Annotated in this window: 21 protein-coding genes and 1 pseudogene; 14 read left to right on the forward strand and 8 right to left on the reverse strand. The window is 73.0% G+C overall.

Annotated features, from left to right (window positions below):
- Positions 1-89: 89 nt before the first annotated feature.
- Together purE and PSED_RS26320 are read right to left on the reverse strand one after the other, a co-directional pair.
- Complete coding sequence (gene purE, locus PSED_RS26315) at positions 90-596, reverse strand: 5-(carboxyamino)imidazole ribonucleotide mutase (protein WP_013677280.1); 507 nt, start codon at positions 594-596, stop codon at positions 90-92.
- On the reverse strand, positions 593-1,798 hold the full coding sequence (locus PSED_RS26320; RefSeq protein ID WP_013677281.1) for a 5-(carboxyamino)imidazole ribonucleotide synthase: 1,206 nt from the start codon (positions 1,796-1,798) through the stop codon (positions 593-595). The genes purE and PSED_RS26320 overlap by 4 nt, the downstream gene beginning before the upstream one ends.
- 298 nt (positions 1,799-2,096) lie before the next feature.
- Here PSED_RS26320 and PSED_RS26325 point away from each other — a divergent pair, with 298 nt between their 5' ends.
- Entirely contained in the window at positions 2,097-2,618 is a 522-nt protein-coding gene (locus PSED_RS26325) for a GtrA family protein (RefSeq protein WP_041760021.1), read from the forward strand.
- A gap of 60 nt (positions 2,619-2,678) precedes the next feature.
- Here the strand turns inward: PSED_RS26325 and PSED_RS26330 are convergent, their stop codons facing one another.
- Together PSED_RS26330 and PSED_RS26335 are read right to left on the reverse strand one after the other, a co-directional pair.
- Positions 2,679-3,950, reverse strand: coding sequence for an ATP-binding protein (locus tag PSED_RS26330; protein WP_013677283.1), 1,272 nt, complete (start codon positions 3,948-3,950; stop codon positions 2,679-2,681).
- A 17-nt stretch (positions 3,951-3,967) separates the two neighbouring features.
- Complete coding sequence (locus PSED_RS26335; RefSeq protein WP_013677284.1) at positions 3,968-4,624, reverse strand: response regulator transcription factor; 657 nt, start codon at positions 4,622-4,624, stop codon at positions 3,968-3,970.
- A gap of 82 nt (positions 4,625-4,706) precedes the next feature.
- Here PSED_RS26335 and hisN point away from each other — a divergent pair, with 82 nt between their 5' ends.
- Positions 4,707-5,486 carry a histidinol-phosphatase gene (gene hisN / locus PSED_RS26340; protein WP_013677285.1) on the forward strand — a complete coding sequence of 260 codons (780 nt, stop codon included), beginning with the start codon at positions 4,707-4,709 and terminating at the stop codon, positions 5,484-5,486.
- 52 nt (positions 5,487-5,538) lie between these two features.
- Positions 5,539-5,985: a MaoC family dehydratase gene (locus PSED_RS26345; RefSeq protein WP_013677286.1), complete on the forward strand. Its 447-nt coding sequence runs from the start codon at positions 5,539-5,541 to the stop codon at positions 5,983-5,985.
- A 371-nt stretch (positions 5,986-6,356) separates the two neighbouring features.
- Here the strand turns inward: PSED_RS26345 and PSED_RS26350 are convergent, their stop codons facing one another.
- Positions 6,357-6,995, reverse strand: coding sequence for a TetR/AcrR family transcriptional regulator (locus PSED_RS26350; RefSeq protein WP_041760023.1), 639 nt, complete (start codon positions 6,993-6,995; stop codon positions 6,357-6,359).
- A gap of 129 nt (positions 6,996-7,124) precedes the next feature.
- On the opposite strand from PSED_RS26350, the gene PSED_RS26355 reads away from it, so the two are divergent.
- From PSED_RS26355 to PSED_RS26375, 5 genes are all read left to right on the forward strand, one after another.
- Positions 7,125-7,673: a carboxymuconolactone decarboxylase family protein gene (locus PSED_RS26355; protein ID WP_013677288.1), complete on the forward strand. Its 549-nt coding sequence runs from the start codon at positions 7,125-7,127 to the stop codon at positions 7,671-7,673.
- 96 nt (positions 7,674-7,769) lie between these two features.
- Positions 7,770-8,594, forward strand: a complete 825-nt coding sequence (locus tag PSED_RS26360; RefSeq protein WP_013677289.1) for an isocitrate lyase/PEP mutase family protein — start codon at positions 7,770-7,772, stop codon at positions 8,592-8,594.
- A 56-nt stretch (positions 8,595-8,650) separates the two neighbouring features.
- Positions 8,651-9,298 (forward strand): nitroreductase family protein, encoded by a 648-nt coding sequence (locus tag PSED_RS26365; protein WP_013677290.1) that lies wholly within the window; start codon positions 8,651-8,653, stop codon positions 9,296-9,298.
- A 44-nt stretch (positions 9,299-9,342) separates the two neighbouring features.
- Positions 9,343-10,260, forward strand: a complete 918-nt coding sequence (locus tag PSED_RS26370; protein WP_013677291.1) for an NADP-dependent oxidoreductase — start codon at positions 9,343-9,345, stop codon at positions 10,258-10,260.
- Between the two features lie 74 nt (positions 10,261-10,334).
- Positions 10,335-11,153, forward strand: coding sequence for an MFS transporter (locus tag PSED_RS26375; protein WP_013677292.1), 819 nt, complete (start codon positions 10,335-10,337; stop codon positions 11,151-11,153).
- 36 nt (positions 11,154-11,189) lie between these two features.
- Here PSED_RS26375 and PSED_RS26380 read toward each other — a convergent pair whose 3' ends face one another.
- The gene (locus PSED_RS26380) at positions 11,190-11,810 is read right to left on the reverse strand and encodes a CGNR zinc finger domain-containing protein (RefSeq protein WP_041762455.1); all 621 of its coding nucleotides are present in this window, start codon (positions 11,808-11,810) and stop codon (positions 11,190-11,192) included.
- 7 nt (positions 11,811-11,817) lie between these two features.
- On the opposite strand from PSED_RS26380, the pseudogene PSED_RS26385 reads away from it, so the two are divergent.
- The 6 genes and pseudogenes from PSED_RS26385 to PSED_RS26410 all read left to right on the forward strand — a co-directional run.
- A pseudogene (locus PSED_RS26385) lies at positions 11,818-12,051 on the forward strand (hypothetical protein); the annotation flags it as partial.
- A gap of 115 nt (positions 12,052-12,166) precedes the next feature.
- Entirely contained in the window at positions 12,167-12,286 is a 120-nt protein-coding gene (locus tag PSED_RS26390) for an SDR family oxidoreductase (RefSeq protein ID WP_267939139.1), read from the forward strand.
- Positions 12,287-12,471: 185 nt separating this feature from the next.
- A complete protein-coding gene (locus PSED_RS26395; protein WP_013677294.1) occupies positions 12,472-12,918 on the forward strand; it encodes an RrF2 family transcriptional regulator in 447 nt (148 codons plus the stop codon).
- 71 nt (positions 12,919-12,989) lie between these two features.
- Complete coding sequence (locus PSED_RS26400; RefSeq protein ID WP_013677295.1) at positions 12,990-14,327, forward strand: acyl-CoA dehydrogenase family protein; 1,338 nt, start codon at positions 12,990-12,992, stop codon at positions 14,325-14,327.
- A gap of 43 nt (positions 14,328-14,370) precedes the next feature.
- Positions 14,371-15,777 carry a DNA-binding protein gene (locus PSED_RS26405; RefSeq protein ID WP_013677296.1) on the forward strand — a complete coding sequence of 469 codons (1,407 nt, stop codon included), beginning with the start codon at positions 14,371-14,373 and terminating at the stop codon, positions 15,775-15,777.
- A 215-nt stretch (positions 15,778-15,992) separates the two neighbouring features.
- Complete coding sequence (locus tag PSED_RS26410; protein ID WP_013677297.1) at positions 15,993-17,324, forward strand: acyl-CoA dehydrogenase family protein; 1,332 nt, start codon at positions 15,993-15,995, stop codon at positions 17,322-17,324.
- Positions 17,325-17,416: 92 nt separating this feature from the next.
- Here PSED_RS26410 and PSED_RS26415 read toward each other — a convergent pair whose 3' ends face one another.
- Together PSED_RS26415 and PSED_RS26420 are read right to left on the reverse strand one after the other, a co-directional pair.
- The gene (locus PSED_RS26415) at positions 17,417-18,352 is read right to left on the reverse strand and encodes a hydroxymethylglutaryl-CoA lyase (RefSeq protein ID WP_013677298.1); all 936 of its coding nucleotides are present in this window, start codon (positions 18,350-18,352) and stop codon (positions 17,417-17,419) included.
- Complete coding sequence (locus tag PSED_RS26420) at positions 18,349-18,912, reverse strand: PH domain-containing protein (RefSeq protein ID WP_083845296.1); 564 nt, start codon at positions 18,910-18,912, stop codon at positions 18,349-18,351. Before PSED_RS26420 ends, PSED_RS26415 begins: the two co-directional genes overlap by 4 nt.
- Positions 18,913-18,932 lie beyond the last annotated feature (20 nt).

Below are 18,932 nucleotides of genomic sequence, written 5' to 3' on the forward strand. Positions count from 1 at the left end.
GTCCGCACCCGACCACGCGGCAACGGCAATTCACGGAGGACCGTCACACCCTCCCCGCGCCGTCGCGGGGTGCCGTCGCAGGGCGGCGCTCACTCGCCCCGCGCTTCGCGCAGGGCGGCGTCCTTGGCCAGCACCGAGTCGGCGAGGTCCCGCTGGAACCGGACCATGCGGGCGCGCAGGGCGTCGTCGGCCGCGGCGAGGATCCTGACCGCCAGGAGTCCCGCGTTGCGCGCCCCGCCCACCGCGACGGTGGCCACCGGGACGCCGGCGGGCATCTGGACGATCGAGAGCAGGGAGTCGAGCCCGTCGAGCCGGGCGAGCGGGACGGGCACGCCGATCACCGGCAGCGGGGTCGCCGCCGCCACCATGCCCGGCAGGTGCGCCGCACCGCCGGCGCCCGCGATGATCACCCGCAGCCCGCGCGACTCGGCCTCGGCCGCGTAGTCCAACATCCGCTGCGGCGTGCGGTGCGCGGAGTAGACGCCGACCTCGCAGGGCACGTCGAACTCCGCGAGCGCCTCGGCGGCGGCCTCCATGACCGGCCAGTCCGAGTCGCTCCCCATGATCACGCCCACCTGGGCCTCGTCCGACGTCACGATGCACGCTCCGATCCGGTCCGGGCACCCGTCGCGGGGCCGTCGTGGACCGACCAGCCGTCGGTCCAGGTCGCGGTGGACAGCCAGGTCGCCGCGAGGGCCGCGCGCTCGCGCACCGCCGCCGGGTCGTCGCCGAGCGCCGTCACGTGCCCGACCTTGCGCAGCGGGCGCTCTGTCTTCCCGTACAGGTGCACCTTGACGTCGGGGAACCGCGCCATCAGGTGGTGCAGCCGCTCGTCGACGCTCATCCCCGGCTGCTCCGCGGCGCCCAGCACGTTCGCCATCACGACGACGGGCGCCGTCATCGCCACGTCGCCCAGCGGGTAGTCGAGCACCGCGCGCAGGTGCTGCTCGAACTGCGACGTCCGGGCGCCCTCGATCGTCCAGTGGCCCGAGTTGTGCGGCCGCATCGCCAGCTCGTTGACGACGAGCCCGTCCGCGGTGTCGAACAGCTCCACCGCGAGCAGCCCGACGACGTCGAGCTCGTGGGCCAGCCGTAGCGCGAGCTGCTGCGCGGACACGGCCGTGGACTCGGCGAGTCCCGGCGCGGGCGCGAGGACCTGCACGCACTGGCCGTCCTCCTGCACCGTCTCGACGACGGGCCAGCCCGCGGCCTGCCCGAACGGCGACCGCGCGACCTGCACGGCCAGCTCCCGGCGCATGACGACGGCCTGCTCGACCATCAGCGGCGTCCCGGCGGCGAGCAGCTGGGCGACCAGGTCGGGGTCGGCCGCGTCGAGCATCCAGACGCCGCGGCCGTCGTAGCCGCCCCGCACCGCCTTGAGCACGACCGGCCAGCCGTGCTCGGCCCCGAACTCCTCGACCTGCGCGGGCTCGGTGATCTCGGCGTAGGCCGGGATCGGAGCACCCAGCTCGGCCAGCCTGCGACGCATGACGAGCTTGTCCTGCGCGTGCAGCAGTGCGTCGGGCCCGGGGCGCACGGCGGCGCCCGCGGCGACGAGCTCGCGCAACCGCTCCTGCGGCACCTGCTCGTGGTCGAAGGTGACCACGTCGCAGCCCACGGCGAAGGCCTTCATCGCGGCGGCGTCGTCGGCGGTCCCGAGGTGCACGTCGGGCGCGACGAGCGCGGCAGGCTCGTCGGGGCGCACGGCCAGCACCCGCAACGACTGGCCCAGCGCGATCGCCGCCTGGTGCGTCATGCGGGCGAGCTGCCCCGCCCCCACCATCCCGACGACCGGCATCCTCGCGTTCCCACCCGTGCCCACGGGCTGCAGAGCCTATGCGGTGCCCGGCCGGTCGCCGCCGATGGGATGGGTGATTTCTGGCGGGTCCCGGCAGGCGGGGCCGAACGGTCGTACCGGGGTGCCCGGGCCGCGCGGACACGTCGGGGCCCCGGAGGACGCGGGCGGGGGTCGCCCTGGCGACCCGGCCGCGGCGGGGGATCCGTCGCGGGACACCGGGTCCGGACACTCCGTCCGTTCGGCCCCCGGGCCTGCCCCGGCCGCCCGCACCAGCGGCGGGTCTGGCACGATCGATCAGGTGTCAGTGGTCGAATCCGTTCTGCTGAGCATCCCGCAGCCGTATCGCGACATCGCGATCAAGCACCGCGAGCTGGTCAAGTTCGCGGTCGTCGGCGGCACCACCTGGGTCATCGACACGGTGGTGTTCCTGGTGCTCAAGGCCGGCGTGCTCGAGCCCAAGCCGATCACGGCGAAGGTCATCGCAGTGCTGGTGGCCACGATCGTGTCCTACGTGCTCAACCGCGAGTGGTCGTTCCGCACCCGCGGCGGCCGTGAGCGCCACCACGAGGCCGCGCTGTTCTTCCTCATCAGCGGCATCGGCGTCGCCGTCTACACCGCGCCGCTCGCGATCTCGCGCTACCTGCTCGACCTGCGGGTCCCCGACATCTCGATGTTCGGCCAGGAGGTCTCCGACTTCGTCGCGGGCCAGATCATCGGCACCATCGTCGGCATGATCTTCCGCTGGTGGGCCTTCCGCAGGTTCGTCTTCCCCGACACCGACGTCCGCCGCCAGCAGCCCGTCGCGCACTCCGGGGACTGACCGGCGGACCGATCCCGGTCAGCGGATCCCGGTCGGCGGATCCCGGTCGGCCGGTCCGCGTCAGCGCGGCGTGCCCGCCGGTCGCGGCGGCCCGACGACGTCCTCGGCCCGCGCCACCGGCAGGAAGATCGTGAACAACGGCGGGCGCGCCCGGGAGAGCTCGAGGCGGCCGCCGTCGGCCTCGACGAGCGCCCGGGCCAACGCGAGCCCCAGGCCCGTCGAGGAGTTGACCGACACGCCGCGGTCGAACACGTGCGGCACGAGCTCCTCGGGGATGCCCTGACCGCTGTCGGTGACCTCGATGATCAGCAGGTCGTCCCGGGCGCGGGCGCTCAGCGTCACCGGTCCGGCGCCGTGCCGCATCGCGTTCTCGACGAGTGCGCCGACCGCTTCACGCAGCCGCGCCGGTGTCGCCCTGGCCATGAGCCCGTCCGGCACCCGCAGCTTGAGCTGGCGTCCTGCGCTGCGCAGCGTGGGGCGCCACTCGTCGGCGACCGAACGCAGCCCGGCCCGCAGGTCGACCGGCTCGGCCCCGGCGGCACGGGCCAGCCGGGCGGCCTCGAGCAGGTCGTCGAGGACCTGGGTGAGCCGCTCGGTCTGCTCCAGCGCCGCCAGCGCCTCCCGGCGGGCGCTGGGATCGGGGTGGGTGCTCAGCTCGTCGAGCCGCAGTTGCAGCGCCGTCAGCCTGCTGCGCAGCTGATGGGACACGTCGCCGACCAGCGCACGCTCGCGCTGCACCAGCTCGGCGAGGGCGGACGCCGACGCGTCGAGCACGTCGGACACCCGGTCGAGCTCGGGGACCCCGTAGCGGTGCGGTGCCGGCCGGAAGTCGCCCGCGCCGAGCCGTGCGGCGCGGTCGGCGACGTCGGAGAGGGGATGGGCCAGCCGGCGGGCCGTCACCGTCGCGACGAACGCGCCGACCCCCACCGAGAGCAGCACGAGTAGCAGGACGATGACGGTGACCTGGATCTGCTGGGCACGCATCGTCGAGAGCGGTTCGGCGAGGGTGAGCGAACCGCCGGAGCCGAACGGCAGCGTCTCGGTGACGGCCTCCGCCCCGACGTCGGCACCGAGCATCTCGGGGGGGCGGCCGGGGACCTGGATGGTCAGCCTGCCGCCGACCGGCACGGCGAGGCTGATCGCGGCCCGGTCGGCCTGGTCGACGATCTGGTCGTCGTCGACGCGGGCGACGATGCGTTCCAGCGCCGACGTCAGCTCCGCACGGGTGATGTCCTCGACGAGCTTCCACGTCGTGAACGCCAGCGGCCCGCCCAGCACCAGCGCCGTGATCATCACGACGAGCAACGTCGACTGGAGGATGCGGCGGCGCACGGCTCAGGCGTCCCGGCTCAGTCGTGGTTGAAGCGGAAACCGACCCCGCGGACCGTCGCGATCCGCCGCTCGCCGCCGATCTTGCGCCGCAGCCACGACATGTGCATGTCGAGGGTCTTCGACGTCTTCAGGTCGGGGTCGTTCCACACCTCGCGCAGGATCTCCTCGCGGGTGACGACCTGGCCCGCGCGCAGCATCAGCACGCGCAGCAGCTCGAACTCCTTGTTGGCCAGGCCCACCTCGACGCCGTCGACGAGCACCCGGCGGCCCGACAGCTCCATCCGGACGCCGCCGACCTCGACCATCTCGGGCGTGAGCCGGCGCAGCAGCGCGCGGACCCGGGCGAGCAGCTCCGCGAGCCGGAACGGTTTGCCGACGTAGTCGTCGGCACCGGCGTCGAGCCCGACGACGAAGTCGACCTCGTCGGTGCGGGCGGTGAGCATGAGGACGGGCAGGTCCGGGAAGTCCAGGCGCAGCCGCCTGCACACCTCGAGGCCGTCCATCCCCGGCAGGCCCAGGTCGAGGACGAGGAGGTCGACTCCGCCACTGCGGACGTGCTCGAGGGCGGCGGTACCGTCGTCGGCGACGTCGACGTGGTAGCCCTCGCGTTGCAGGGCGCGGGAGAGCGGCTCGGCGATCGCCGCGTCGTCCTCGGCCAGCAGGACTGTCGTCACGCAGGCAGCTTATGCCCGTCGATCGTCGGGGTGACCAGGGCAGGCGGTCCGCGGACCGGCGCGGCTGGCAAGCTCACCGCACGTGGACGCCGACCTGACACTGGCCCTGCGCCTCGCCGACCTCGCCGACGCCGTCACGCTCCCCCGGTTCCGCGCGTCCGACCTGCGGGTCACGCGCAAGCCCGACCGCACGCCGGTCACCGACGCCGACACCGCGGCCGAGGACGCGCTGCGCGCGGAGCTGGCCACCGCGGCGGCCGGGGACGCCGTGGTCGGCGAGGAACGCGGCGGCGCCGTCCCGGACAGCGGCCGCGGCTGGGTGCTCGACCCGATCGACGGCACGAAGAACTTCTCCCGCGGCATGCCGGTCTGGGCATCGCTCATCGCGCTGACCGTGCACGGAAGGGCGGTCGTCGGCGTCGCGAGCGCGCCCGCGCTGGGCCGGCGCTGGTGGGCGGCGGCGGGCGCAGGGGCCTGGACGTCCGACGCGCCCGGCGGACCCGCGCGACGGATCGGCGTCTCCGGCGTGGCCGAGCTGGCCGACTGCGCCGTCTCCACGACGAACCTCAACACCTTCCGCGAGCACGGCACCCTCGACGCGTGGCTGGCGCTGACCGAGCGCTGCTGGGAGACCCGCGCCTTCGGCGACTTCTGGCAGCACTGCCTCGTCGCCGAGGGGACGATCGACCTCGCCGTCGAGCCCGAGGCCAGCGTCTGGGACCTCGCGGCGCTGCAGGTCATCGTCGAGGAGGCCGGCGGACGGTTCACCGACCTCGCCGGCACGCCGACCTTCGCCGGGGGCAACGCCGTCGCGTCGAACGGGGCGCTGCACGACGCGGCGCTCGCCTGCTTCGCCGTGTGATCCCCGCGGCTGCGGTTCGCGGCGATCCGACGGCCGCACGTAGGGTCCGACCATGCCGGAGCTCGCCTTCGAGGACCTCACGCCCGGTCGCGTGTTCGACCTGGGGACCGTCACCGTCGACCGTGACGAGATGGTCGACTTCGCCCGCAAGTTCGACCCGCAGCCGTTCCACCTCGACGAGGAGGCCGCGCAGCAGTCGCTGTTCAAGGGCCTCGCCGCCTCCGGCTGGTTCACCACCGGCCTCTGGATGCGCGCCTACGTCGACCACGTCCTGCTGCGCGCGACGAGCCTCGCCTCACCCGGCGGCGAGGAGATCCGCTGGCCTGCGCCGGTCTACGCGGGCGACGTGCTCACCGCGAGTCTGGAGATCCTCGACGCGCGGCGCTCGCGCAGCCGGCCCGAGATGGGGCTGGTGACCCTGGGTGCCCGGATGCACCGCGGCGACACGCTCGTCTTCTCGGCGAGGTTCACCGGCATGTTCGGCGTTCGCGAGGCCTGACCCGTCGCGGCCGCGCCGCGGGCCCGGCCACCTCCGTCCGGGCATCGCGTCGAAGACGGTGAGCGGTCGAGGTGGTCCCGCCGCCAGGCGATCTCGCGGTTCTCGATCCCGATCACCGGGATGTAGCGGTCTCGCACCGCGCCCCGGTCGCGACCGGGGCGCGGTGAGCGCCGTACTCCGGCACGGGCCGGGGTCACCGGGGCCGCACGGCGCAGGCGTCCAGGGCGCGTCTGACCGAGCACCCGCCGCGGTCCCGGCGCCCGGACGGCCCCGTGACCGCGTTGTCGCCGAGCCCGAGTACGCCCGGATGCCGCCCCGGCTCCGCCTTGCCACGAACCGCCCGGATCACCGAGCCCGTCGACGGCGATCCGTCAGACATCCCCTGGCGAGGTCGCGAAGGTCTGCAGGTGGTCGATGGCGGCCGTCAGCGCGTCCCTGAGCGGGGCGATGTCGCGCGCGACCTGGGCGAGGAGCATGCCGCCCTGGAAGGCGGCGAGGACCAGGTTGGCGAGCTGCTCGGGGTCCGCCTCGGCGCGGAGGCGGCCGACCTGCTGCATGCGCGCGATGCCGTCGCGGAAGATGTCGCGCCACTGGTCGAACGCACTCGCAAGTTGGTCGTGGACGTCGAGATCGGTCTTGATGATCTCGCTCGCCAAGGAGCCGAGACTGCAGCCCTCCCGGTAGGCGCGCTCGTAGCCGATGTAGTGCGTCGCCCAGTCCCGGAACGCGTCGAGACTGTCGAAGCAGGCGAACCGCTCGCCGCGATGAAAGGTGAGCACGCGCTCGGCCTGCCAGGCGATCACCGCCAGGACCAGGCTCTCCTTGGTCGGGAAGTAGTGGTTGAGCTGCGACCCGCTGACCCCGGCGGCCCGGCGGAGCAACTCGTTGTTGGTCCCGTGCACCCCGTGGACGTAGATGAGCTCCGCGGCGTGCTCGAGGATGCGCGCGCGCGTCGCCTGCCCGCGACCGGTGAGCGCGTGCGGCTCCCGAACTCCTGCGGTGGGTGTCATGTCGCACACCATACTCGAAACTGGGCTTGACAGCCCAGTCCGACCGGTGTTCACTCCAGAAGTGGGCTGCTGAGCCCAGTTCTTGCCGAAGCCAGGCCACGCCGGGCAGTCACCGGAGGTTGATCCACCATGTCTCGCCTGCACACGCCCGCCCGCGACGACGTCTCCGAGGCGACGCAGGGCATCCTCGATGCCGTCGGCGCACAGTTCGGCTTCGTCCCGAACATGTTCGCGACCCTCGCGTCGAACCCGACCGTGCTCGACGTCGTCGTCGGCCTGCAGACCAGCCTGAGCCGGGTCCTGGACGCGAAGACGCGGCACACCATCGCACTCGCCGTGTCGCAGGCCAACGAGTGCGACTACTGCGTCGCGGCGCACTCGTTCGTGTCGTCCGAGCTCGGCGGCATGTCGAGCGACGACATCGACCTCGCCCGTGCCGGGAGCTCGGTCGACCCGAGGCGCGCCGCGGTCGCCCGGTTCGCCCAGCAGGTGGTGGAGAGCCGCGGCCGGGTGAGCGACGCCGACCTGGCGGCGGTTCGCGGCGCCGGGTACACCGACCCGCAGATCCTGGCGATCGTCACCGTGGCGGTGCAGGCCCTGCTGACCAACTTCATCAACAACGTGAACCGGACCGACGTCGACATCCCGGCCGTCACCCCGGCCGGAACGCCCGGATGACCCGCGGCCTCCTGGTCGAGGCGGCCCAGCCACCGGCCGACCGGCCCGTCCCCGGTCCATCCCCGTCTCACCGATCGTTTCCGGAAAGGCCCTCCGATGTCGGGTTCTGAACTCTTCGAGCGGTTCATGGCGCTGCACACCCGCGACGGCGGCGTCGTCATGCCGAACGCGTGGGACGGCCTCTCCGCGCTGATGCTGGCCGATGCCGGCTTCGAGGCGATCGGGACGTCGTCCTTGGCGTTCGCGGCCACGCTCGGCCGCCGTGACGGTCGTCGCGAGATCACCCGCGACGACCACCTCGAGCACGCCCGGCTGTTCGCGCGACTCACCGAGCTGCCCGTCAACGGCGACTTCGAGGACGGCTACGGCGACACACTCGACGACGTCGCCGCGACGGTCGAGGCCGCAGTGGACGCCGGGCTGGCCGGCATCGGGATCGAGGACACCTCGGGCGATCCCGCGCACCCGATCCGCGACTTCGACGACGCCGTCGCCCGGGTGCGGCGCGCCGTCGAGGCCGCCGGGCGACGCATCGTGGTCACCGGCCGCACCGACAACTTCATCCAGGGCCGGCCCGATCTCGACGACACCATCCGGCGCCTGATGGCCTTCGCCGAGGCCGGCGCGGACGTGGTGTACGCCCCCTACCCGCCCGACCTCGACGCACTCGTCGCGATCGTCACCGCCGTCGCCCCGACACCGGTCAACGTCCTCATCTCACCGGCGGACACGGTGCTGACCGTCGCCGACCTGCAGCAGGCCGGGGTCAAGCGCGTCAGCGTGGGCCCCGCGCTCTACCGGCACGCGATGGCCGCCCTCGACCAGGCCGTCACGGCGCTCCGCGCCGGCGACCTGGCCACCGCGACCACCGGGCTCGACATCGGGCGCATCGCCGACCTCCTCGCCCGCGGTCCGCACTGACACAGCCCTGACGTACCGCTCCCCACCCACTCGTTCTTGCAGGAAGGCGGCCCGACGTGAATCTCGACGCGCTCATGAACAAGCACCTCACCCGGTACTTCGATCCCGGCAGGACCATTCCCGAGGACACCCTGCAGCAGCTGCTGCGGTTCCTGCGCTCGACCCCGTCGTCGGTGAACGTGCAGCCCAACCACTTCTACGTCCTGGCCACCCCCGAAGGAAAACAGCGGCTCGCCGACAACCTGGGCGAGCGCTTCCAGGACAACGCCGAGAAAATTCTCAACGCCTCGCACACCATCATCCTCACCACCCGCGCGGACGTTCCCGACAGCCACATCGAGGCGGTGTTCGCGAAGGAGCGGGCCGACGGCCGGTTCCCGGACCCGTCGAAGCAGCAGCGGTGGGAGGCGATGACCCGCGACTTCCTCACCCTGCGCGGATATGGCTACAAGGACCTGAACCACTGGATGGAGAAGCAGACCTACATGGCGGTGGGCCTGACCATGATGGCGGCCGCCGCACTCGGCGTCGAGGCCACCCCGCTCGAGGGATTCGACCCCGCAACCGTCGACAAGGCGTTCACGATTCGCGAGGCCGGACACAGCACGACGGTCCTGTTGGCCCTCGGCTACCCCGACCCACAGAAGGTGTACACGAACCCGATCTCGCGATTCGACGCCGACCAGCTGTTCACCTTCATCTGACCATTCACCACGAAACACCCACACCCGAGGAACAGGAATTCGAAATGAAGGCGATAGTGGTCACCGACCAGGCCGCGGGAACAGCCGGAATGACGTTGACGCAACGGCCCGACCCGTCCCCGGCCATCAACGACGTCGTCGTGCGGGTGCATGCCTCGGGCTTCGTCCCGACCGAGATGGACTGGCCGTCGACCTGGACCGACCGCGCCGGCCGCGACAAGACCCCGTCGATCCCCGGCCACGAACTGGCCGGCGTGGTCACCGCGCTCGGCTACGGCGCGACCGGACTCTCGGTGGGGCAGCGGGTGTTCGGCCTCACCGACTGGCACCGCGACGGCACCCTCGCCGAGCTCGTCGCGGTCGAGGCCCGCAACCTCGCACCCCTGCCCGGCGACGTCGACTTCACCGTCGCCGCCTCCCTGCCGATCTCGGGGCTGACCGCGTGGCAGGGACTGTTCCGGCACGGGCGCCTCCAGCCCGGCCAGACCGTCCTCGCGCACGGCGCGGCCGGGGCCGTCGGCACGATGGTGACCCAGCTCGCCCGTGAGGCCGGAGCCCACGTCATCGGCACCGGGCGCGCCGCCGACCGCGCCAAGGCCCTCGCCTTCGGGGCCCACGAGTTCGTCGACCTCGCCGACGACGCGCTGGCCGACGTCGGGAGCGTCGACCTGGTCTTCGACGTCATCGGCGGCGACGTCCAGCGGCAGTCCGCCGCGCTGATCAAGCCGGGCGGCACGCTCGTGTCCGTCGTCGGACCGGTCGAGGCGCGTCCCACCGACGGCCTCGCGGTGGACTTCGTCGTCGAGGCCGACCGGGCCGAGCTGGCCGAGATCGTGCAGCGGGTACGCGACGGCCGGCTGCGAACCAACATCGGGGCCGTCGCGACCCTCGACGACGCCGTCGCCGCCCTCAACCCGACCACGCGACGCAACGGGAAGACGATCATCAGCCTGGTCCCGTAGGCACGTCCGGCCGGCCCCATCGGGCCGGCTGCTGCCCGCCACAGGCGCGCCCCGACGGGTGAGGAGAAACGGAAATGCTCGGCTCGACACGACACCCGCCACGCACGACCGCCCGGGGCCGCCGCCCCGGGCGGCTGCGGCTGGCATTCGTCGCCGCGGTGGTCTCCCTCGCATCTGCGTTCGCCGCGGTGGGTTCGACGATCCCCCTGTTCAACGTCTACCGGGCCGAGGACGGGTTCACCAATGCCGGCATCTCCATGTCGGTCGCCGCCTACTCCGTCGGCACGATCGGGACATTGCTCGTCGCGGGGCGGCTGTCGGGCCACGTGGGTCGACGGCCCACCGCCGTCGCCGGTCTCGGGCTGCTCCTGCTGGGATGCGTGGTGCTGCTGGACGTGCACCACCTCGGCGTCCTGATCGCCGGGCGGCTGCTCATGGGCCTCGGCGCCGGCCTGGGCAGCAGCGCCCTCACCGCGTACATCGTCGACACCGCACCCGCGAGGCCGACGTGGCTCGCCTCGGTCGCCTCCAGCCAGACGGTCATGATCGGTCTGGCCCTCGGCGCCGTCGCCTCCGGCGCCCTCGTCCAGTTCGGCCCTTGGCCACGTGAGCTGGGCTATCTCGTAGCCGCCGGGCTGCTCCTGCTGTCGCTGGTGCTGATCCTGATCAGCCCGGAAACGGCACCCCGGACCCCGGGGGCCGTGCGGTCGCTGCGGCCGAGCGTCCGCGTACCGGCCCGGGTCAGGAGCCTGGTTCCCGTCGTCGCCGCGGTGTCGCTGGCCACCTGGGCGACCGGGGCGTTCTATCAGGCCTTCGTGCCGGCACTCGTCGAGGAGCAGCTCCGCACAGACAGCTCGCTCGTCCGACAGGACCGCCGCCACGTGCCGAGCTGAGCGGCGCGCGGGCGCGTTCCCGGACGGGCCGGGCGGCTACGGTTCGACCACGGCGCCGTCGCCGTCCGCGGCGCGACCGTTCGCGAGCGCCCCCCGTCGGGCCCGCGAGGCGCGCAGATTGACCGCGTTGCCACAGACCCGCACGTCGTGCCAGACGCCGCTGCAGTTCTTCGACCGGTCGAAGAACGCCACGGCGCACCGGGTGTTGCGGCACAGCTTCAACCGCCGCCACGAGTCGGCCTGCTGCGCGGCGGCGATCTCCAGGAGCACCGCCGTCGCGAGCGGACGCCAGCCCTCGCCGCGGGGCGCGAGCACGACGCGCCCGTCGCGGTGCAGCGCCACACTCGCCGTGAGGGTGCGCAGGACCTCCCGGCTCGACGCCGTCGACGCGCCCATGCAGGAACGCAGGTCCGCACGCAGGTCACGCAGCCGGGCCACGTCGTCCTCGGCCAACCCCCGCGGCTCGACCGTGATCCCGGAGCCGGCCGACCACGCGTCCATCGCCGCGGTGGCCCACTCGTCGGCCGACGCGAGGTCGGCGAGGAGGTCGCGTTCGCGCGGGCGGCCGGCGCCGACCGTGTTGAGCAGGTCCTGCACCAGCGCGAGGCCGCCGGGCGCCGGCCCGATCCCGTACCGTTCGCCGGCCGTCCACGTCACCCGGCCGATGGTACGGGTCGGGTCGGACGGCACCGACGACCTCGACCGCGGCCGACGCCTGCCGCCACCGGCCGCCACCGGCCGGTCGCGGCGCCACCGCCCGCGGCGAACCGCGGGTCGTACGGCGGCCCTTCCCGACGGCCGCCGGCGCACGCCGGGGCTGCGCCGGGAGGAGGTCGCGCAGCTGGCCGGGGTCAGTACCGACTACGTCGCGAGGCTGGAGCAGGGCCGCTCGTCGCAGCCCTCGACCCAGCTGCTCGCCGCCCTCGGCCGCGCGTTGCGGCTGACCCGCGCGGGCCGCCCTCGACCGCCTCGGCGGTGTCGACGTCCTCGTCCACTCGATCGGCGGCATCCCGCTGGGCCGGCCGAGCCGCCCGGAGGTGGCCGAGCTGGTCGCCTTCCTGTGCTCGGACCGGTCCGCCGGCATCGTCGGCGCCGAGCTCGTCATCGACGGCGGCAGCCTGCGCACCGTCTGACGTCGCCACGTCGCCGCGTCGCCCGCGCCCCCGGCCGCGCGGGCGACGCGGTCTTGCTCCGACCCGGCGCCGCAAAGTAGTATTCGAAATACCGATTCAGGGCACCGGGGCCCCGTCCGGGCCGCGGCGCCGCACGATCCACCACAGCGAACGAGCGGGCACGTCCGGAGCGAGACGAGCTGACCGTGCGACACACCCAGCATGCCGACTTCGCGTTGCGGGTCCTCATGTTCCTGCGCGTCGCCCCCGGACGCCGGGGGTCCATCGGCGACATCGCCCTCGCGCACCGGGTCTCGCGCAACCACCTCGACAAGGTCGTCCGCCGGATGAGTACGGCGGGCCTCGTCGAGACCAGCCGGGGACGCGGCGGCGGGGTTCGCCTGGTCCGCGATCCCGCCAGCATCACGGTGGGCGACGTGATCCGGTCCATGGAGGACGACTTCGCCGTCGTCGAATGCCTCGGCCCCGCCCGCTACTGCCGGGTGGCGGGTGTCTGCGGCGCGCGCACCGTCTTCGCCGCGGCCCTCGACTCGTACTTCGCCGTCCTCGACCGCGCCACCCTCGACGACGTCGCCGCCAACGACGGGGGCCTGCGCGGCGCGCTCGGGCTGACCGGACCCGGGCCCGGCTGAGCGAACGGGCCACCGTCGTACCGCCGCCCGGCACCCGGGGGTCAGCACCGACTTCTCGACGAGGAGGGACCGTGTCGATCGACTTCGAGCTGACGCGTCGCCAGCGCGCGCTCAAGTACGACGTGCGGGAGTTCGCCCGCGAGGTGCTGCGGCCCGCGGCGGAGCGGGCCGACGCGATGTCCGACGCGCAGGCGGCGTTCGTCGCGATGAAGCCGGCCTTCGAGCAGGCCTACATGATGGGCCTGGCCACGTCGTTCCTGCCGCGGGAGTACGGCGGCGGCGGGGCGAGCAACGTCGACATGGTGATCGCCACCGAGGAGCTGTGCGCCGTCGACGCCGGGTTCGCGACGATCATCCTGGTCAACGGCCTGGCCCTGCTGCCCGTGGTCTGGTTCGGCACCGAGCGGCAGCGCGAGCGGTGGATCACCGCGGCCACCGGGTGCCCGACGATGGACCACCTCGGCGGCTGGGTGGTCAGCGAACGCGGCGGGACCGCCAACTTCGACCATCCCCACCCGTCCGCCGGGATCCAGCTGTTCGCCCACCACGACAAGGCCAACAGCGAGTACGTGCTCAACGGGGAGAAGCACTGGCCGTGCAACGCCGGCGGCTGGGACCTGCGCGGCGCCGACACGAACGTCTGCATCGTGCGCACCGACCGGACGCGGGGCGGCACGCAGGCGCTGAGCGCCGTCGTGGTCGACCGCGGTACGCCCGGCCTCGAGTACGAGGTCATCGACAAGATCGGGCTGCGCACCTGCCAGAACGTCACGATGCGTTTCGACGACGTCCGGGTGCCCGAGGAGAACCTGTTCGCCGAGGGCAACGGCGACCTGGTCGTGAACCGGGCGTTCACCTGGTCCGCCCCGATGGCGAGCGCGGCCGCCGTCGGGGTCGCGCGCGGTGCGTACGAGTTCGCCCTGAAGTGGGCCAAGACCTACACCGGCGGCGGATCGTCACCGATCATCGCCCACCAGGCCGTCGGGCACCTGTTGACCGAGATCGCGGCGCGGATCGAGGCCGGCCGCTACATGTGCTGGAAGGCGGCCCACTACCTGGACCGGCACGACGGGCAGGGCCACGCGCTCGCCGCGATGAACAAGGTGTACTGCGCGGACCTCATGAAGGACGTCGTCGTCGACTGCATGCGCATCGTCGGGGTGAACGCCCTCGACCGGAAGTTCGGGATGGAGAAGTTCTACCGGGAGGCGATCGTCTTCCCGCTCTACGACGCGGGCAACCTCGGGATGCAACGCCGGAAGAGCTGGGGCGTGATGGCCGATCCGGCCTTCACACCCGACCTGTTCGCCGACGACGACCCGTTCGCCTTCACGAAGTCGATGGAGGGTTACGGGGTGCTGGGCGGGTCGCCCGCCGACGCCGCCCCACCTCGGTTCCGGACGACCTGACCAGGACGGCCCCGCAGGGCCGAGCAGCACAGAGGAGCGATGCATGCCCACCGACGTCGCCGCCACGACACCGGCCACCCGCGACGCCCGGCGCCGGCGCGCGGCGACGCTGCTCGCGTGGGAGCGCTTCGTCGCCGGTGACGACGAGCCCGCCGTCGCGACGGTGCCCGCGCCGATCCTGCGGTCCTGGCGGCGGTGCCGCGACGTGCACGGGCTCGACCCGATGCGGCCCACGGGCCGTGCACAGCGGCCGGCACCGGTGGCCGCGCCGCGCGACACCGGGATCTACGCCCAGCTCGGCGCCGTCGCGGCCACCGTGGTCCGCGAGATCGGCGGCTGTCTCGCGACCGTCACCGACGCGGACGCCGAGATACTCGCGTGCTGGAGCGCCCCCGACCTGGGTGCCGACGACCTCGACAGCCGCTTCGAGCCGGGGACGTGGTGGCCGGAGTCGGTGGGCGGGACGAACGGGATGGGGACCGCCCTGCTGCAGTCGCAGCCCGTCGTCATCCGCGGCCCGGAGCACTGGCGCCGGGACATGCACGAGTGGTGCTGCGTCGGCCTCGCCGTGCACGACCCGGTCACCGCCCGGCCGGTCGGAGCCGTCAACGTCGCGGCCCGCAGCGCGGACCTCGTGGCGGGTCTGGCGACCCGGCTCGCCGACGAGCTGGAGGCGGCCCGCCGCCACCTGAGGTTCCGGGCCGTCGACGACGCGCGGGTGGTGTCCGAGCGGTTCGCGGCGGCGGACTCCCGCCGGACGGGCACCGAGCTCGGGCTCGACCTCGCGGGGAACGTCGTCGCCGCGAGCGAGAAGGCGCGCAGGTCCGTCGGGGGCATCCCGGCCGGGTACCTGCTGGACCCCGCGCTGCGGCGCGGGGTGACCTTCCCCCCGCTCGCGGAGATCGCGCGACGCTCGTGGGGACATGCGGTCGCGGACCCGTCGTGGACCGGCACGGTGGTGATCGGACCGCCGCTCGGGCCCGCCCCGCACAGCTACACGGTGACACCGGTGAACGGCGCGGGCGGCCCCGTGGGCTGGATCGTCTCCGACAGGGCCGGGCCGGACGCGGGCAGCGTCCTCGACCTCGACCCCGGCACGACAGCGAACCCGGCCTCCGGACGGATCGCGGCGCTGGCCGGTGACTCGGTCCTGCTCCTCGGTCCCGAGGAGATCCGCTTCGCGGAGGCGAACCGGCACGACGTCTGGCTGACCACCGACTGCGGCCGGTTCCGCGCCGCGACGAGGGGCATGGACCACCTCGCGCGCGAGCTGAGCCCGTACGGGTTCCTGCGGGTGCACCGAAGCTTCCTCGTCAATCCGGCGCGGATCCGCCGCGTCGTGTCAAAGGGCAACGGGCTGATCGCGCTCAGCACCGATCACCATCGCGCCGAGGACATCCCGGTGTCGCGGCGCAGCACCCACGAGGTCAGGCAGCGCCTCGGCATCTGACGGTGTGCCGGCACCACCGGACGGTGCCGGCGCAGCGGCCCGACCGTTCGTGCCGGGGGCACCGTCGTTCATGCCCGGAACGCCGCTGTCCGTTCACGACGACTGCCGCCGGCGGGCGCCCCACGGCGACACTGGGTGCACCCGCGCACCGCGTCCCCGGCTCGCCGCGCGATGCGAGGCGCATCGAATCAGTGCCGATTCTGTGAGGTGTCCGAATGGCGATCGACTTCACTCTCAGCGATGCCCAGAAGAAGGTCCAGCACGACGCCCGGGACTTCGCCGAGGGAGTGCTCGCACCGGCGGTACGCGACGCCGATCGCGAACCGGACCCGTTGAAGGCGTTCCAGCGGACCAAGCCCGTGTACGTCGAGGCCTACAAGGCCGGTATCGCGTTCTGCATGCTGCCCAAGCAGTACGGCGGCGGTGGGCTCACCAACGTCGAGCTGATCCTCGCCGCGGAGGAGATCTGCGCCGTCGACCCCGGTTTCGCCTGCACGGTGCTCGTCAACGGGCTCGGTCTGCTGCCCGTCTGGTACTGGGGCACCGAGAAGCAGAAGTCCGAGGTCCTGGGTGCGGCCACGTCCGACCCGACCGGCGAGTGGATCGCCGGCTACGGCGCGAGCGAGCCCGCGGGCTCCCCCGGGGGTACCGCGAACTTCGACACCCCGCTCCCCCAGCCCGCCGGGATCGGCGTCACGGCGCGGTTCGACGGCGACTGCTACGTCGTCAACGGCCGCAAGTACTGGCCGTGCAACGTCGGCGGCTGGGACAACCGCGGCGCGAACACCAGCCTCTACGTCGTGCGCACCGACCCGGAGAAGGGCGGCACCGAGGGCCTCGCGGCGTTGCTCGTGGACCGGGACACCCCGGGCGTCACGTTCAACACCATCGACTCGTTCGGGCACCGGCTCACCCCGAACTCCGAGGTCATCTTCGACAACGCCCGGGTGCCGGTGGAGAACATCGTCGAGGGGACGAAGGGCAACGGCGACCTGCTCATCAACCGCAACTTCGCCTGGTCCGGGCCGGTCGCGGGGATCGCGGCCGTCGGGGTGGCCCGGGCGGCCTACGAGGCCGCGCTGTCGTGGGCCAAGACCTTCACCGCGGGCGGGCCGCACCCGATCATCCACCACCAGTACGTCGGCTACGTGCTCGGTGACGTCGCGGGGAAGATCGAGGCCGCCCGGTACTTCTGCTGGAAGGCCGCCCACTACATCGACCAGCACGACTACCACGGCGAGCTGATCGGGGCGATGAACAAGGTGTTCTGCACCGAGACGCTCTTCGACGCCGTCTACAAGTGCCTGCAGGTCGTCGGCGTCAACAGCGCGGACCGCAAGCACGACTTCGAGAAGTACCTGCGTGAGGCCGCGATCTTCCCGATCTACGACGGCGGCAACTTCGGCATGCAGCGCCGCCGGGTGCACGGGATCATCGCCGACCCGACGTTCGACCCACGCGCCCTGATGGACGACGAGTACGTCGAGTTCACCAAGCAGATGGAGACGATCGACACGGTCGCGGCACCGACGGCGGTCGCCGTCTGAGAGCACGGGGCCGGCCGCGGGTGCACCGCCACGGCCGGTCCCGTCCCGTGCGGTGGACGCAGCGGTGCGTCCGGGACGGCGGGCGGTGGCGGTCAGCCCGCCAGCGCCCGCACCACCCGCGACGGCGACGGCCGGCCCAGCTGCGCGGCCATCCACACGCTGGTGTCGACGAGCTTGTGCAGGTCGGCGCCGTGCTCGACGCCCAGCCCGTCGAGCATCCAGACGAGGTCCTCGGTGGCGAGGTTGCCCGTGGCGGACTCCGCGTACGGGCAGCCGCCGAGGCCGCCCGCGCTGGCGTCGACCGTCGTGACGCCACGGCGCAGCGCCGCGAGCGTGTTGGCCAGCGCCTGCCCGTAGGTGTCGTGGAAGTGCACCGCCAGTGCCGCGACGGGCACGCCGCCCGCGACGCACGCGTCGACCACCGCGTCGACGTGCCCGGCGGTGCCGGTGCCGATGGTGTCGCCCAGCGACAGCTGCCAGCACCCCATCTCGACCAGGCGCCTGCCCACGCCGGCGACCTGCTCGGGATCGACCGGCCCCTCCCACGGGTCGCCGAACGCCATGCTGACGTAGCCGCGCACCCGCAGCCCCTCGGCGAGCGCCCGGGTGACGACGGGCTCGAACATGGCGAACTGCTCGTCGAGCGTGCGGTTGAGGTTCTTGCCCGCGAACGTCTCGGTGGCGCTGGCGAAGATCGCGACGTGCTCGACACCGGACTGCAGCGCGCGGTCGAGGCCGCGCTCGTTCGGGACCAGCACCGGGTAGTCGACGCCCGCGCGCCGGTCGAGCCGGTCGAGGAGATCGGCGGCGTCGGCGAGCTGCGGCACCCACTTCGGGTGCACGAAGCTGGTGGCCTCGAGCGTGGTGAGCCCGGCGTCGGCGAGCCGGTCGATGAACTCCGCCTTGACCTCGACGGGCACGACCGCGCTCTCGTTCTGCAGCCCGTCGCGCGGCCCGACCTCGTAGATCGTGACCCGCGGGGGCAGTCCCTCGACGGGCAGGCGCATCGGCAGCCCGGACGCGGTCATCGGCGGCTCTCCCAACGGTCGTCGCGGTCCTCGTCGTCGCCGTAGCCGGCGCGGGCAGGGCGGCCGGCGCGGCGCTCGTCGAGCTCGGACATCTGGTTGTAGAGCATCGAGTGGACCTTCTCGACGCCCGGCACGTCCTCGAACTCCAGCGGTTCGTCGGACGCCGACTCGATGACGAGCGTGCCACAGCCGAGGAGCCGTTCGACGATCGTGTGACGGAACTGGACGCTGTTGATGCGCCCGATCGGGATGTCGATGCCCTGCCGCGACACGACGCCCTCCCGCACCAGCACCCGCCGGGTCGTCACCACGAAGTGCGTCGTCCGCCACCGCACCAGTGGGACCAGCGTGAACCGCACGACGACCGCCACCGCGACGACCGCCAGCACGATCCAGGCGATCGTCGCCCAGCTCAGGTTGCGCGCCAGGGCGGCGAGATAGACCGCGAGACCGACCGTCACCAGGAACACGAGCACCGGCACCACGAGCATCTTCGGGTGCGGGTGCTTGTGCAGCACGACGCGCTCGTCGTCGACCAGGAGCTCGTCGGGATAGGCCATGGGGCGCATCATGGCACCCC

It is taken from the genome of Pseudonocardia benzenivorans CB1190 (assembly GCF_000196675.2).
Lineage (GTDB): Bacteria > Actinomycetota > Actinomycetes > Mycobacteriales > Pseudonocardiaceae > Pseudonocardia > Pseudonocardia benzenivorans.